Origin of the sequence: Martelella sp. HB161492 (assembly GCF_013184775.1) — a bacterium.
In the GTDB taxonomy this organism is placed as follows: Bacteria; Pseudomonadota; Alphaproteobacteria; order Rhizobiales; family Rhizobiaceae; genus Martelella.
In genome coordinates, this window is record NZ_JAATVV010000002.1 from 152,301 (window position 1) to 166,049 (window position 13,749).

Sequence of the window (13,749 nt, forward strand, 5' to 3'; positions counted from 1 at the left end):
ATTTGCAGTCCTCTGCGTAACCACTCCGCCACGAGGCCCCTACTTCGGCAAAACCGAAGCGTTGGCGCGGATTTAGACAGATTCTTATCCGAGCGCAAGGGGCTTTGTTCGAAAAAGTTTCCCCAGAATTTTCGAAAAAGCGTTCAGGCTGCGTTCTGGGTTTCATGAATGACAAGAAAGGCCCGCAGCCGCACACGAAAGCATCACTAGCGAACCCGGAAAAGTTGATATTCGCTCCCACAGCAGTGCGACAATTACCAAAGACGCTTTTTCTGCACAGCGCTTTCGGTAGAATTACGGCGAAAGTCCAAGCCGGGAGATTCGTTGCGTGCAACTTTTGTTCAAACAACCACACCTATCCATTTCTGCGTTTCCCGATATCGAGCTTCCGCCCTTTTCTGTTATCGTTGGCCTGAACGGCAGCGGGAAAAGCCACTTGTTGCAGGCTATAGCTAATGGCAGTGTTTCCAATTCGGTTGTGGAGAATATACAGCCGCACCGCACTGACCCAGCCAACCTCAAAATAAAGCTGCTTGGTCAGGATGCTCGCGCCATTGATCTCGGGCAACCCTATAGCAGTTCTGATGGCAGGAGAGATCCCAAAGCTGTAGCATCAGCATCGTTTGAAACAATTCGGCTTAGGCTCCTGGAAAACCACCGCACGGCGCTTGAGCATGCAGCGAACCGTAAGCTTCAGGAGATCCTGCGGCCTGGAGAAGACGTCTGGCGACTTGGACCGCAAGAGGTCGCAAATAGGTTAGGTGAAGCGGACGCTAGCCGGTTCGAACGTATTTTTTCCGAAGCTGAGAAAGCGCTCATGTCCGCCGAGAGCACTCTTCGCAGAGGCCCGCGACCGGGCGCGCAGCAGGAAGCTCAGATGGTGGCTGACGTGCGAACAGTCACTAGGAAGACCGGAATCTCACCACTGCTCGTAGATACCGAGCAAATGAAATTGTTCGCATCATGGGGAAAGACTGATCAGTTCTCCACAAGTCTACCACTCTTGTTTGGCAGGTATCGCGATGCCCTAGTGAGGAACCGGCTTCTCCGAATCAACGACGATGCCGAGGGCTCGGCAACCGCGTTGAGCGATGAAGATTTTCTCACGAGCTTTGGCAACCCTCCATGGGACGAGATCAACAAAACTCTCGATGCATTCGGCTTGCCCTATGAAGTTACACGGCCGAGCGTTTCCGGTTTCGATGTGGTATTCGTAAATCTCAAAAAGGTGGGCACGGATCATATTGTAAGCCCAGAAAATCTCTCTTCGGGTGAGAAGGTACTGCTGCAATTGGCACTATCTTTATTCAATTATGATGAAGATCTCATATCCGTGACGCGACCGCAGCTTCTCCTTCTAGACGAGATGGACGCTTCGCTTCACCCTGAAATGGTCAACAGGTGGCTTGGAGCTCTTCAGCGTGGCTTGGTGAAGGAGCAACATATTCACTGCATAATAACGACACACTCGCCCACCACGGTCGCACTCGCTCCCGAAGAATCTCTATTCGAGATGCAGGATGGGCGCGCAGGACTGGAAAAAATTTCCAAGCAGGAAGCGCTGAACAAGCTCACATTTGGCGTACCGACACTTTCGATCGACTACACAGGTCGTCGACAGGTTTTTGCTGAAAGCGATACAGACGCCGCGATCTATGAGAGAGTCTATTCGATCATCAAGTCGCAGATTAGCTGCGAAAGGGAATTGAACTTCCTCTCCACTGGCCTGCGCGATAAGGATAACGTAGAAATCAACGCTGGCTGCACGATTGTCAAACAAACCGTCGAACGTCTAGCAGAATTAGGTAACTCGTCGGTCTTTGGCATCGTCGATTGGGACGGAGAAGCCTTCTCCACTGGTCGAATCAAGGTGGTGGCTGAAGGCGAGCGCAATGGCATCGAGAACATACTCCTCGATCCTCTTCTTGTAGCGCTGCTCTTGATGAAAGAGCAACGTTTGCCGAAAGAACTTCATGACATTGATCGCTTCACGGAAGCACAACACCTTGCACCTCACAAACTTCAGAGGCTGATTGATGGGATCCAGACTGTCGTATTTCCTGAAGCGACGGAGCGTGTAGAAGTCGCCTATCTTGGTGGCGCAAAGAGCAAGGTTTTCCGCGCATATCTCGAAGCTGACGACCATGCACTTGAAGATCTTCTTGCCGAAAATTTTCAAGCACTGAATAAATGGAAGAAAAGAGGTCGGGGTGAACTCGTCAAGGCAGTAATAGAGCATGTTATATATGAGCTCTCGGTCTATTGCCCCGTTGCATTACCAAACGTTTTTGAAGCCATCGCGAACACCGATACCTCGTCGTTGGGCGCCGGCAGATTGGACGGGCGCTGTTAGAACTTCCCATGCTGAGACCTAATATCGAAGTGGACGGTTCTTTCGTGACCGGTTGGGGGCCGACTGCTGACTGACCGGTTCTGGACGAAAAGCTCAGAAACCTGCTGTTCTGCGCGCGAGCCCATACCGGCCAAAAACTTTCGTTAAGTACTCCGTTGGCAGGCTACTTGTCTTTCTTTCCGGTGATCGCGGAGACTATCTGGACGACCATATTTACAATCTGCGGGTCGATCTGGGATGCATCCAGCGATGAAAAGGTCGATGTGCGATCTATGTTCCAATGTTGGAATACTTCACGGATTTCGATGCTGTTGGCCTTGCTACCGTACGCCCTTAGGAAGAATTTCCCGAACTGAATCGCATGGATACGATCCGAAGACTTAAGGGATTCGCTCATATAGGATTTGCCTAGCGAGTAAGCATATCGCGCGAGGGCAGCTAAAATCGCGATGGCAATCACGTTCAGCAGCGATATCGAGATTGTGCGAGCATAGTCGGAGGTCGCCGGTACTCCTATGATTACGGAATACGCAAGGAAAGCGGTGGTAAGCAGGCCAAGGAGAAGGCTTGCGTATCCAATCATATACCAGCGCCGGGCTGACACTTTATGCTGTGTCTCGTACTGCTGCTGTGTCTTAATCGCTTCATCAACAAACTCAGCAAGGTTGCCCCGGACTGCCTGGGCGAGTTCTTCCTGCTGCTTCTCCTGTGCCGTCCGTCGACCTTCAAACGCTGAAATTGCGATATCTATATCGGCCACCAAATCGCTGGCTGATCGGTCTCGCGCGAAGATGACCTGAATATCCTGAACGATTGTAGGTAGAGAGAGATCGCCCAATACTATAGGAAGAATGAGCATTTTGCCCGACGTCTCAGCGTAAGCGCGAGCGGTCCCTAGCTCCATCATAGGAAATTGCGAGTGCATTGCATTCTCTGAAATCAGTATTATGAAGACTTCCGCGGCCTTTAGGCCCTGGTTGAGTTCTAGTCGCCAATTAATACCCGGTGTGAGCCGCGCGCCCTCGATGGTAATTTCGTGCCCGGCGGCGCGCAGACTGCCTATCAGTGATTGCGCGAACAGGTCGTCCCGCATCGTATAGGATACGTAAATCTTGGACATGCGCCTCTTTCCGGGTCTAAGACCGATTTCAAAATTGCTGGAAATACAAGAAAGGCTTCATAGTGTATTCAATAGGGGAACCTACAAGAAAATATCGTATCGCTCAATGAGGCACATTGCGGACTGGCAGCACAGGGGCCGACTGCTGACTGGCAGGTTTGGTTTCACCAATTAGCGAAGCTGACGTTCGGGCTTTAGAGGCGTATAGTCGCTTTCGGCCCTATCCGGACATTCGAAAGGAAAGCCATCGCCGCGGTGCAGCTTCCTCGAAACGGCCATTTGCGTCAGCTTGCAGTGCGTGGACTTTGCCAAAGATGTTGAGGTGGATTCGATTTGAGCTATAGATCAGAAGGAAAGCATGTCCAGTTTACCTTCAACACGACCCAAGAGTTTATGGATCGCCGGGGCCTAAGCTTGGATGATATCAAGAGGGTGACGCTGACCCTCGCTCGAATCTTTGGGCTTAAGTACCCTCGTTTCTTTCCTGTCGATATAAAGACGCCCGACATTAATCGGATGCTGAATGCCGCCGCTATCTTGGAGCCAGTTGAAAGCTTCGCCGGCTTCAAACAACACATCCTCGAGTACAGCAAGGAGTCGTTCGGCAATCATCTATTCACTGCCAAAACGGCTTTGTGGCTTGCTAAGCAAGGCCTAGAAATCGAATTCGAGCCGAAGATTGAAGATCAATTATCAAAACCGGACCTAAAATGCACGACAGCATCAGGTGCGATCGTTTTTGTCGAATGCAAGCGTGTGATGACCGACAAGTTCTTCGATCTCGAACAGAAGCAGGAACTAGCGGATTTGATTTACAAAAAACTGCCGACCTGCGACCAGTTGAATTTCGACTTGCTGCACGAGAACGCGGCACACAAGGTCCGGCAGTTGGTGTCCGACAAGAACTTCGCGACCCTAATTTCCACCGCCGGGATGAAGGGGAACGAGACTGTCGTTACGGCCGAGGGTGAGTTCAATGTAACGGTCATCCAGAGGCCGCCGATTATAGGCGGTGAAGAGAATTTCCCGACAATGACGATCAGAGGCTGGCAGGAAGATGTCGAAACCGGCGTGCGGACGCCGGGTTACACGTTCATGCGCGGCGGCCGATCGATTGCCATCTACGGGCCGTCCCCGAGCTACCGGAAGATCTTCGAAAGGAACCGCAGTCGCAGTCGCAGGCAATCGGCGCCGGGTTTTCCGTTCATCACCTTTATCCACGACGACGACATTCTTGGTGATCCTGCCGATCACTACCGCTATTTGAAAGGGAGCTGGCTGACGAAGGAGTACCCGGAGTTTAGCGGCGTCGCGCTTCTTGGTTTCTATGATCTGGCGGGCCAGGGCGTGCGGGCGCAATTCCGCTTTCTTCCAAATCCCGAGGCAGCCCATCCGCTGCCAGAAGGATTCTTCACCGAAGAGGAAACCGACTTCAAGGATTGGGAGGTCAAACGATAGCTTGGCTTGATCTCAGTCTCCTGAGTGGCGCGTGCCCCCGACGATCATTTGAACAGATAGGACTAGTCAGAGTCAGACGGAATAGGCAGCTTCACATTGATGTTGCCAAACGTGTAACGCAAAGGGTGTCAGCGACCATCGCTTAATTGCCTTCTTGAGGACCATCCCATCGTATATTGAAAAAGCGGCGTGGCGCCAATGCCCAGAACGCCCAACCAACGAATTGGTGAAGGTACACTCTCCACCCTTATGCGACGTCACCTTCGGCACAAAGAGCGGCGGCTTTGCAGAAGCTGATCATCATCGACGAACGACCGAAATGGCGGACTTTAGGTTGTGGAAAGAATTGGCGCTGCTTCACCCGTCAGCCGTAGCTCAATAGAATTTTAGCTACCTTTGGCTGCTCTTCTGAAGCGACCACTTATATCTGGTCATCTAGCTTGCTCCAATCGAAGTTCGTTCTGTTCTCGATCATCTGCCGGATCGTGTCGCGCAAAAGTCCGGCCACTCGCTCGATCTTCGTGCGGTCGTGTTTTTTGTCCACACGTCCTTCATGGGCCGCAGTCGAGAGCACATCGTAAACGTCACCAAAGAGCTTCTTTAGCTCGGCTTGTTCGTTCTTAGACTTCCCTAGAAGCATTGCTGGACGATGTTTTACCATCCAGGTGGGGCCGCGCCTTTTTCGACCTCCGCTCGCACTGCATGCGTCCGCAACACTCTTGGCTGGAGGGTGGCAAAACAGCGCCTCCAAGGCGACACGAAGGCTTATCAGTTGGTCGTCCAAATGAGAGACCATGCCCATCCTACTAAGATAGCGCGCCGCGACACGGGCTCTTGCCTTCACCTCCTCATTACATGAGGAAAAATCTTTGTAGAGTTTATCGGCGGACCGCAGGAAAATTTCTATGATTCCATTCTGCATTGCAGGCTTTCCGCTGAATGGGATTGACCAAGAATAGCCGCGCAATGTCAGCGGAGTGTTGCCGGGGTAGAAATTTGAAAAAGCCGAAAGGACAATTGCGCCATCTACCGGCCTTGAGAGATTGATGCACATCGCGATATCACTGAGGCGCAGACTATCGCTGTTATCATGCATCGCCGGCCGCACGCCAAAGTGACACTTCTCGACGGCGCTGAACCCAAGATACAAATTCAACCTCTCGTATGGCAAGCTAGTGAAACTGGATTCTGCAATCTGGGCGAGCAAATTCTGATCGGGGTGCGAACCCACTTTTGCTAGGGTAGTCCCATCATGAAACTGGAAGCTATCCAGCCCCGTCCCCATCCATAGGTTTGGAATGAAGGCATAGTGATAACGCTCAAGCGCGGCGACCCTGCGAAACTCGGCTAGCTGCTTCACGACTTCTGAAGACGCCTGCATCTCACATTGTTCAACCGCCCACTCTATCACGTCGGATATGCTACGGCTTTCCCATCGGTCTCCGATATAAATCAAATCGTTACTGTCGATCATGCGCCAAAGTGATCGCAGTGCCGCCATCGCTCTTTCACCCTCGGGGCTCGACTGCCAGCCAATAACGGTGGCTCGATGGCCTCGGAGTTCCGAGAAGACATCAACATTCGATGTCACTAAAGCATCGAGTGCTGCGGCCATTTCGTCAATCTGATCAGCAACGGGTTCTATCTTTTAGCTCCAGCCAAAATTATAGTTCGTAATAGCTGGATAAATTCTAGAGCAAGATATTTACTATGCAATGACTGCTTTTGTCTTTCTGGTTTGCGGCATGGAACGGCCGAAATGGGGGCGCTTATCGGAACACCAGACGAATAACATTCTGCGCCGGCCTCTGCGTGGGCACATTTCGTTGCGCTTTCCGCACCACTAATTGAGCGGCAAATCGGCTTCGGCTGCATACTCAAGATCTGGGAATGTCGCCATGAAATCATAGGCCGATAAGACATCTGGAAAATAGATGAATGTCGCATCGAAACCAGGCATGGTGCCGCCGGTCATCGCGAAGCCAGTATGCCCAAGCCTCGCGCGTAACCATCGGTGGATTTCATCAAATCGGAGGCCGAGCCCAAGCTCAGGAATCGCAATCCTGATACGAACGGGAAATTTCATTTCTGCATTCTGTTTCAGTCGTGATCGGGAATTTGCCATCTTTCGCCCTACATGACTTTTGTCGGAATTCAGCGCGGAACATAACGGGAACTTACATTATGCGCAACTTCCTAACAATGCCCGCCGAGACTGTTTCAACGGAATGACGTCGGCAGATAGTTTGAATCAGACTGCGCCTGTTTTGCAAAGACACGGTTTCAGTCAGTCAGTCAGGGAAACGCGCTAAAGCGCGGCTACGCCGTCAACAAACCACTTCTCTCGAGAGATATTTGAAAGCTCTGTGTCGTTCTTCATATATTCTGGAGATGGAAGAAGACCTTTCGGCAGCGAATTCTCAAATAATTCCTTTGCACGCGCAATCTGCTGCGACGCGCTGAGAAAGCAAAGGTAGTTATAAACGAGCTTGTCATCTAGCTTTCTTAGACGCTCCCAGATTTCCTCCACATCGCTAACTGTCTTTTTGTCCGCACCAACCTTCGCAGCAATCGCTGAATAAACAGCCAAAACATTATAATGTATCAGTGCGTTTTCTGATTGGATCCCGTTATCTTCATAAAAAGAAATCGCTTCCATTAGTAATGAAAAATCACCTTCAATATTGTAACGTAACGATAGACATATTATTTTGTTTTTTATATTTTCTGAAATTGGCCGAATCCTTACAGATTCCTCAATGTAGAAATCCATTTTATCGAGTATATTCACCTTCTCTCGAATTGAAAGTGTTTCCCGATTTTCCAATATATTACACCAAAGATTATGACTTTCCTCAGCCAGAGCCCAAGAATACAATTTTTTGTGCAGATTTGAGTTTGTAATAGCTGCATTGCATTTGGGAGTGGCGGCTAATTTTATTGCGCCTTTGAAGTCTAAATTTATGATATGATTCTCGAATACCTGGAGCTCCTCATTAAAAGTAGCACCGCCCCCAAAGCTGCCGTTGAGCCTCTCCTTCACGAAATCCTTCAAATCAACCTCTGTTTGAACACCGGAAGATCGAAAGCTTGCCAAATTGTTGACCAACCGCATCGAGAATTTAGGTGGGTCCGCCAACATTATCGGAGGCCAACAACCTAGCTCTTTGCAAAGCTCTACCATAAACGCATCAAATTTGAGGCTTGCCAAAAAGTGTGTCTGTTTACGCTTAAATAGATTTCTTAAATGTTGGGGCACCGATAATTCTGTAGATAGCCAAAACAATGAGTTTCGACCTTTTTGATTTTTTTCAAAGAGTTTCAAAAGCTCATCTGCAACTCCGCTATATCCGATAATTAATAATGGACTTCTATTCAGCGAATCCTTGATGAGCGGATCTAGCCGCTTTAGGTGAGGAGCCGTTTCACTCTTGGTATGCCGATGTATATATCCATAACTCTGGCCGTGCAGGTGAATAATGGATGGTAAGACTATTCGTGAGAGATCAGCGTGCGGTGACGTTGAAAAATCGTAAATGCTGGGATGGAAATCAACCAGAGAGCATGCTTTCTGAAGCTGAGTATCAAAATTCAGAGATAACGCACATTCAATGTAGCCCTCTTCCATTAGCCGGGCCAAGGCTACATATCCCCAACCAATCGGCTTGTTCGAGACGGATTCCAAAATCAGATCCCGCCGCGTATTCTCGGGAATGGATTCCATCACATCAGGGTATGCATCAAAGCGACTAGTATCTATTGACTTCACTGCCGCTGGAAACCGTTTGGCGATTATGTCTACCAACTGAGCAGCTGATGGGATGCCCCCTGACATCGAACAGCCGGCACCAATGAGTATTCTTCCCCCAATTCCCTTTTCTCTGCTCGCCCTAAGTTGCTCACTTACGACCGCAACGGCTCTATTGTAATAGGTTTTCAATTTCCTTCTCCGATGGAAATGATATCTTTTACTTTGCATTTCGCTGTAAACTAAAAATCAAAGCGCAGATGCAGACAAACTATAATTTTGAATTCATCTTATTCAAGATTACAATTAATCCAACCCTCTCAAACCATCCTCCATCGGCATATAGTTTGAATCGAAAAAAGCCCGCCGAGCGTTTCCGCCGGCGGGCTTTTTCATGGATAGAAATGGGTCGCGGTCAGCCAGCCGAAATGACATCGGTGCCAGACGATCGCATAGGATTGGTGCTTGAGTTGGTCCGGTGTCAGCATGGTGCCCCAGGGGCCGAAGGCGAAGTCACCTGCTTCGCGGATCTTGTCCGGCTCATAGAAGGTAATATTCACTTTCACGTCCCCCCTGCCCGTCTTCAGATACCAGTCGACATGGTCATAGCTGCAGGCGCGGCGCTTCTCGGCGATGCCGTAGAAAATCGTTTCCAGCCGCATTGTGGCCTGCCATTCTGATGGCCGCTCATAGGTGACCGTGCGGGTGATGTCCGTATCTTCGACCACCGGAAAGGCATAGCCTTCAGCCTTGGGCATTAGATCGGTCGCGAAGACGGCGGCCAGAATGATGGCGATCACCAGCGGCAATCGCATCATCTGCCAGAGAATGCCCCGGTCCCGCTGCCAAGCGGCCCGGAATGTCTCAAGACTTATTCCCATTTCTGTCTCCCTTGCGCACGCGCAGTTCCCAGACGCTGAAGAGATATTGTGCGATGGTCGATCCGCCAGAGCCGATCAGAAACGCCCCGATCGAGGCGATGCTATCGGCCGGCACGGTTTCACCGCCAAGGCCGAAAAGCGGCATGCCTATCGGCGCCAGCCAGAAGGCTGTCAGCGTGCCGCCGATGACATGAATGATGAACCGCCGGAAAGTGGTCAGCGAGGCAAGCCCGGAAACGAGCGCACCGCAGAAGCCTGCAATCGCTATCACGACTTTGTCGGAAGCGATCAGGTCAAGTATGGTCATGTTTCGCGCACCTCGCCCAATGCAGGATTTCATCGTGGCGGGCGCGCCGCCGTCCCCATCTCACCCCGGCGCATGGCGCCAGAGCCTGTCAGTCGCCGCCATCACCGCAAAGCGAGGCATAGGCTGCATTGTGTCCCGCAACGTCTGCCGAATCGGTGTCGTCGATCGCGGTGAAGCTTTCGCAGGCCAGCCGCGTGGCAAGCGCCACGATCCGGTCAGCGCCGTCATCCGTCACCGTTGCCGTGGTCGCGCAGCCACTCAGCAGCAGCAGCGTCACGGGCAGCAGTCGCCTTGTCGATCTTGTCATTGATTTTCGCCTCTGCCTTGTCGACAGTCTCATCGATGGCGTCCTGCTGATCGCTGACCTTCTTTTGATAGTCAGCGATCAGATTGCTTGCGACGGTGGCAACGATCATTGCCAACGCCTCAAGCAGCTTTGACCAGGCTGCCGCGAGGATTGCAGCCATCAGGCAGAAGCGGCGCTGCCTGCCGCCTCCGCATTGTCATCGGCGAAAACCAGCGTGCGGCTTTCAGCATCCCATGAGATCTCGGCGCCGAGATCCAGCCGGGCGATAATCATTTCCATGATCGCCGCTTCACCGCCCATCCACGTGATCAGCCAGCCAGGCCCCTTGGACAGCACATAATTGAGGATAGTGTTGACCACCGCATTGCCCGTATCGATCGTCAGGGCCTTGCCCTTGGCGGCGCCGGCGACCGAATTGAAGCCATAAGTAATGGCTTTTGCCAGCAGCTGTTCGGCCGACTTTGTGTAGAGATACTGTTTCAGCCCGGTCTTGCCCGCCAGCCAGAGGATGACCGCGACAACGACCATTGCAATCGTGTCGATATTGGAGGCGACAAGATCACCCCAACTGATCGAGAACGAACCATCGGCCGCTGACGCCGCAAAGGGAAGGAACAGGGCAACGCCAAGCGCTACCGCAGCAAAAATGAATCTGCGCATATCAAACCTCAGATGTTCAGGAAAAATACCGGGAGCCGCCCGGTGCGGTCTGTTGCTGTTCAGAGCCTCGCGGCCTGGACGTGCATCCAGTCGTAATCAGCATGGCGGCCGAGTGAGACCCAGCCTTCCGCCTCCCAGATCTCACGCCACCAGGGCAGCGCATCATCATGGGAAAGGCGCGCGGCCGGCGCATGCGTGTGAAGGCCGTTGCGGTCCGGGTCCCAGTCAATCGCGCAGCCGAAGGCATGCATGGACCAGCTTGAGCCGCCGCGCATCCGACGCTTGGCATAGGAGCCACCACAGAGATCAAGCCCGAGCGTGTGGCGTGCCTCGCTGCCAAAGCGACGCCCGGCCTTTTCAAGGCAGCGTGCCGCGCTGTCAGCGACCTTTTCATGCAGCCGAAGCCGCGTGATGCGAAGATTAAGGTTCCATGATGCCCGGCAATCCCATGGCACGGGAACCGTGACCAGTCGCCCGGGCACATCATTGGCGGGGTCGCCATAGAATGAGATGCAGTCACGCTGAATCGGCCACGGTCCCCGGCCCGCCGAGGTGGTCACAATATCGCGGTTGGGAATTTCCGCCAGCAGCTTCGAAGCAACGCGAGAGGAAGACAGCCGCAATGCAGCCACGGTTTCCTTATCGGCAACGCCACTGGGCTTGATGGATTTTGACCGCTGGAAGGCGACGAGCGATGAACGGGCAGCCTCATCAAAGACGCCATCGATCGCGCCAGGTGTAAAGCCGTGCGCCGTCAGACGCCCCTCAAGCCAGAGAACAAAGGATTTATCATCAGACATGGTCATAGCTCCACCGCCCCACTGGCGCGCAGCCAGCCGGAACGGTCATCAAAAGTTTCAGGAAGGGATCAGATCAGGCGAAGCGCTCGGCGGGTGTGGCCGGTGCGATATCGAAGGCCGCAAGGCTGGCGGGCACATCGCCGCCAAGGCGCATTTTGATGGTCCTCAAGGAGTAGTAAAATGGTCAGGAAAAGACCTTCAGGGTCTGTTCGTGTTCCGTTGCCGGATTGGTCACGTTTACATGCGCCAGATCAGATATAGGAACGCATGTTCTCGCCTCAGGCGAAGCGCTCGGCCGGTGTGGCCGGTGCGATATCGAAGGCCGCGAGACTTGCCGGCACATCACCGTCAAAACGCATGTTGATGTGATAACCGATCACAGCCGCCATCTCTGGCCGGCTATTATCTTCGCCAGTTTCCGCATTGACGTCTGTGATGGTGTTGCCCGTGGGCTCGTACACTGTGCCCGATCCCTGGCCACAGACGTGCAGCACAAAGTCGGTGCCATCAGAAAGCGCGCCCATGGTCGGGAGCTTTTCGTTTTCGGTATCCGGAACGATGCCTTCGGCAGCGAGAGCAGCGAGCGCGGTTGCTTCATCAGTGAATTTCAGGAAAACATCGTTCATGAGATTGCACTCAAAGCTTGGAGCGCCGCGTCGGTCGCGGCCCCATCGTAGATGGAGAATTCATTGCGGAGGAGGTTATAATAGTTGGCACCAGAGGGAGTGGCGCCAATGCGGCCAGCAACGAACGCAGGTACCGTATCTGTTAGTGTAGCCGTTTGAACGGCGGCGCCGTTTACGGAGGTCCGCAGCGTTGCGCCATCACAAGACACTGCAAAACGTATCCGACTTGCAAAGGTTGCGGTTAATGCGGTGGCGATGGAAGCAATGCTATTAGTATCCTTGAAAATACTGAACTGATATACCCCATCCGTAGATCGCGCATACAAGAGGGCTCGATCCCCAGTGCTAGTTCCCTCAACTCCAAACACACGACTATTTTCAGTACTTGTCCGCTTATACGGCACGAAGTCCAGAACCATGGTCCACTTGGTGCGATTGAACAGCGCGATGGCCTTATCTGCGAGCAGGCACTGGTCTTCAGCGCGGACGCCAGCGCTTGAGGTGATGTTCGGAATAATGGACGATTGGCGGCTGCCGGGCTCTAGCTGTCCGGCATACACGACAACATCTTCGCCAGAGGTTACCGACTCCGGTCCAACTCCAATAGTTATGGATGAAGCATCTGCTATAAGTGTAAATGCCCCTCCAAACCACCAGTAGTCGTTGCCAAGGTCCAGCGCAAACATGTTCGACACAGAGCCAGCATTTGCCGCAGTTGACGACATAACACCGGTCGCAAAAGTAACAATAGCGGTGCTCTCTGTGGATGTAGTGCCATTCCTGAAACGAATGCTTGCTGTGGCGCTGGTCCCTTTTCTTACGAGCGCGTGTGCAAAATATGTTGTTCCAGAGACTGCGGATGCTGTGTAAGTCCTGAATATTCGTTGGTAGTTTTGCCCTGATGACGCAACACGCAAACCATTAACAAGATCACCATACGCTGCTGCTTCGTCGGTGGTGGTTGCGCCGGATATTTGCCACAGCCTTGGGTTAGTCTCTGCGCCAGCGAGGCCGCTTGCAGGACCCTCGATTGACAGCTTGCGATCATCATAGAGCCGTGTAAATGCTGCCTCGCCAGCCGCAGCGATATAGGGCACCTTCGAAGCATCGAAATAAAGCTTCGAGCCAAGCCGCGTGACCGGTGTGATCGATTCCTGTGCCACCTGCGGCGCCGGGAAATAGATGTCCTTGGTGTCCGCTGTCAGAATGTCTGCTGCGTCAAGCGAGGTCAGCCGGTAGAGGCTGTCGTTATCGTTTGCCAGCACACCCGGCCAGACATATCCGCTGTCAGCCGTATCCACGCCATAGCCACCATCGGCAATTTCGATCGTGTCCGAGCCGCCATAGACATGGCTGCCATCGGTCACGCGAAAGCTGATCGGGTAGCTTCCGGGCTCAGTTTCCGGCCGGCGGCGGATCGCCATGCCGTCGACATAGAAAAAGCCAGACGGATCGTCGGTGATTTCAAGAACCTTTGCCAAGGGAAAAC

General features: G+C 52.6%; 14 protein-coding genes. 2 read left to right on the forward strand and 12 right to left on the reverse strand.

Translation table 11 applies throughout. The features are described from left to right. The first annotated feature begins 328 nt into the window (after positions 1–328). Positions 329–2,353, forward strand: a complete 2,025-nt coding sequence (locus tag HCK86_RS03475) for an AAA family ATPase (RefSeq protein ID WP_176083094.1) — start codon at positions 329–331, stop codon at positions 2,351–2,353. A gap of 163 nt (positions 2,354–2,516) precedes the next feature. On the opposite strand, the gene HCK86_RS03480 is transcribed toward HCK86_RS03475, so the two are convergent. Continuing rightward, a complete protein-coding gene (locus tag HCK86_RS03480) occupies positions 2,517–3,473 on the reverse strand; it encodes a toll/interleukin-1 receptor domain-containing protein (RefSeq protein ID WP_176083095.1) in 957 nt (318 codons plus the stop codon). A gap of 414 nt (positions 3,474–3,887) precedes the next feature. Between HCK86_RS03480 and HCK86_RS03485 the strand changes: the two genes are divergently transcribed. Continuing rightward, complete coding sequence (locus HCK86_RS03485) at positions 3,888–4,931, forward strand: hypothetical protein (protein WP_176083096.1); 1,044 nt, start codon at positions 3,888–3,890, stop codon at positions 4,929–4,931. 421 nt (positions 4,932–5,352) lie between these two features. Here HCK86_RS03485 and HCK86_RS03490 read toward each other — a convergent pair whose 3' ends face one another. The 11 genes from HCK86_RS03490 to HCK86_RS03540 form a co-directional block, all read right to left on the reverse strand. Next, positions 5,353–6,546 carry a hypothetical protein gene (locus tag HCK86_RS03490; protein ID WP_176083097.1) on the reverse strand — a complete coding sequence of 398 codons (1,194 nt, stop codon included), beginning with the start codon at positions 6,544–6,546 and terminating at the stop codon, positions 5,353–5,355. Positions 6,547–6,774: 228 nt separating this feature from the next. After that, positions 6,775–7,017 carry a hypothetical protein gene (locus tag HCK86_RS03495; RefSeq protein WP_176083098.1) on the reverse strand — a complete coding sequence of 81 codons (243 nt, stop codon included), beginning with the start codon at positions 7,015–7,017 and terminating at the stop codon, positions 6,775–6,777. Positions 7,018–7,239: 222 nt separating this feature from the next. Continuing rightward, a complete protein-coding gene (locus HCK86_RS03500; protein ID WP_176083099.1) occupies positions 7,240–8,871 on the reverse strand; it encodes a hypothetical protein in 1,632 nt (543 codons plus the stop codon). A gap of 200 nt (positions 8,872–9,071) precedes the next feature. Beyond that, the gene (locus HCK86_RS03505) at positions 9,072–9,560 is read right to left on the reverse strand and encodes a hypothetical protein (RefSeq protein ID WP_176083100.1); all 489 of its coding nucleotides are present in this window, start codon (positions 9,558–9,560) and stop codon (positions 9,072–9,074) included. Then, positions 9,544–9,867: a hypothetical protein gene (locus tag HCK86_RS03510; RefSeq protein ID WP_176083101.1), complete on the reverse strand. Its 324-nt coding sequence runs from the start codon at positions 9,865–9,867 to the stop codon at positions 9,544–9,546. The genes HCK86_RS03505 and HCK86_RS03510 overlap by 17 nt, the downstream gene beginning before the upstream one ends. Positions 9,868–9,955: 88 nt before the next feature. Further along, complete coding sequence (locus HCK86_RS03515) at positions 9,956–10,144, reverse strand: hypothetical protein (protein WP_176083102.1); 189 nt, start codon at positions 10,142–10,144, stop codon at positions 9,956–9,958. Beyond that, positions 10,092–10,283 carry a hypothetical protein gene (locus HCK86_RS03520; protein ID WP_176083103.1) on the reverse strand — a complete coding sequence of 64 codons (192 nt, stop codon included), beginning with the start codon at positions 10,281–10,283 and terminating at the stop codon, positions 10,092–10,094. Before HCK86_RS03520 ends, HCK86_RS03515 begins: the two co-directional genes overlap by 53 nt. Positions 10,284–10,333: 50 nt before the next feature. Continuing rightward, the gene (locus tag HCK86_RS03525) at positions 10,334–10,834 is read right to left on the reverse strand and encodes a hypothetical protein (protein WP_176083104.1); all 501 of its coding nucleotides are present in this window, start codon (positions 10,832–10,834) and stop codon (positions 10,334–10,336) included. Between the two features lie 59 nt (positions 10,835–10,893). After that, the gene (locus HCK86_RS03530; protein WP_176083105.1) at positions 10,894–11,634 is read right to left on the reverse strand and encodes a M15 family metallopeptidase; all 741 of its coding nucleotides are present in this window, start codon (positions 11,632–11,634) and stop codon (positions 10,894–10,896) included. Between the two features lie 278 nt (positions 11,635–11,912). Next, positions 11,913–12,260 (reverse strand): hypothetical protein, encoded by a 348-nt coding sequence (locus HCK86_RS03535; RefSeq protein ID WP_176083106.1) that lies wholly within the window; start codon positions 12,258–12,260, stop codon positions 11,913–11,915. Further along, entirely contained in the window at positions 12,257–13,741 is a 1,485-nt protein-coding gene (locus tag HCK86_RS03540; RefSeq protein WP_176083107.1) for a LamG-like jellyroll fold domain-containing protein, read from the reverse strand. Before HCK86_RS03540 ends, HCK86_RS03535 begins: the two co-directional genes overlap by 4 nt. Between the last annotated feature and the right edge of the window lie 8 nt (positions 13,742–13,749).

What these genes read in the sequence shown, in the direction of transcription:
- HCK86_RS03480 (WP_176083095.1), bottom strand. Translation starts at nt 3,473, where the DNA reads ATGTCCAAGATTTACGTATCCTATACGATGCGGGACGACCTGTTCGCG.
- HCK86_RS03490 (WP_176083097.1), bottom strand. Translation starts at nt 6,546, where the DNA reads ATGGCCGCAGCACTCGATGCTTTAGTGACATCGAATGTTGATGTCTTC.
- HCK86_RS03495 (WP_176083098.1), bottom strand. Translation starts at nt 7,017, where the DNA reads ATGAAATTTCCCGTTCGTATCAGGATTGCGATTCCTGAGCTTGGGCTC.
- HCK86_RS03505 (WP_176083100.1), bottom strand. Translation starts at nt 9,560, where the DNA reads ATGGGAATAAGTCTTGAGACATTCCGGGCCGCTTGGCAGCGGGACCGG.
- HCK86_RS03510 (WP_176083101.1), bottom strand. Translation starts at nt 9,867, where the DNA reads ATGACCATACTTGACCTGATCGCTTCCGACAAAGTCGTGATAGCGATT.
- HCK86_RS03520 (WP_176083103.1), bottom strand. Translation starts at nt 10,283, where the DNA reads ATGATCGTTGCCACCGTCGCAAGCAATCTGATCGCTGACTATCAAAAG.
- HCK86_RS03525 (WP_176083104.1), bottom strand. Translation starts at nt 10,834, where the DNA reads ATGCGCAGATTCATTTTTGCTGCGGTAGCGCTTGGCGTTGCCCTGTTC.
- HCK86_RS03530 (WP_176083105.1), bottom strand. Translation starts at nt 11,634, where the DNA reads ATGTCTGATGATAAATCCTTTGTTCTCTGGCTTGAGGGGCGTCTGACG.
- HCK86_RS03535 (WP_176083106.1), bottom strand. Translation starts at nt 12,260, where the DNA reads ATGAACGATGTTTTCCTGAAATTCACTGATGAAGCAACCGCGCTCGCT.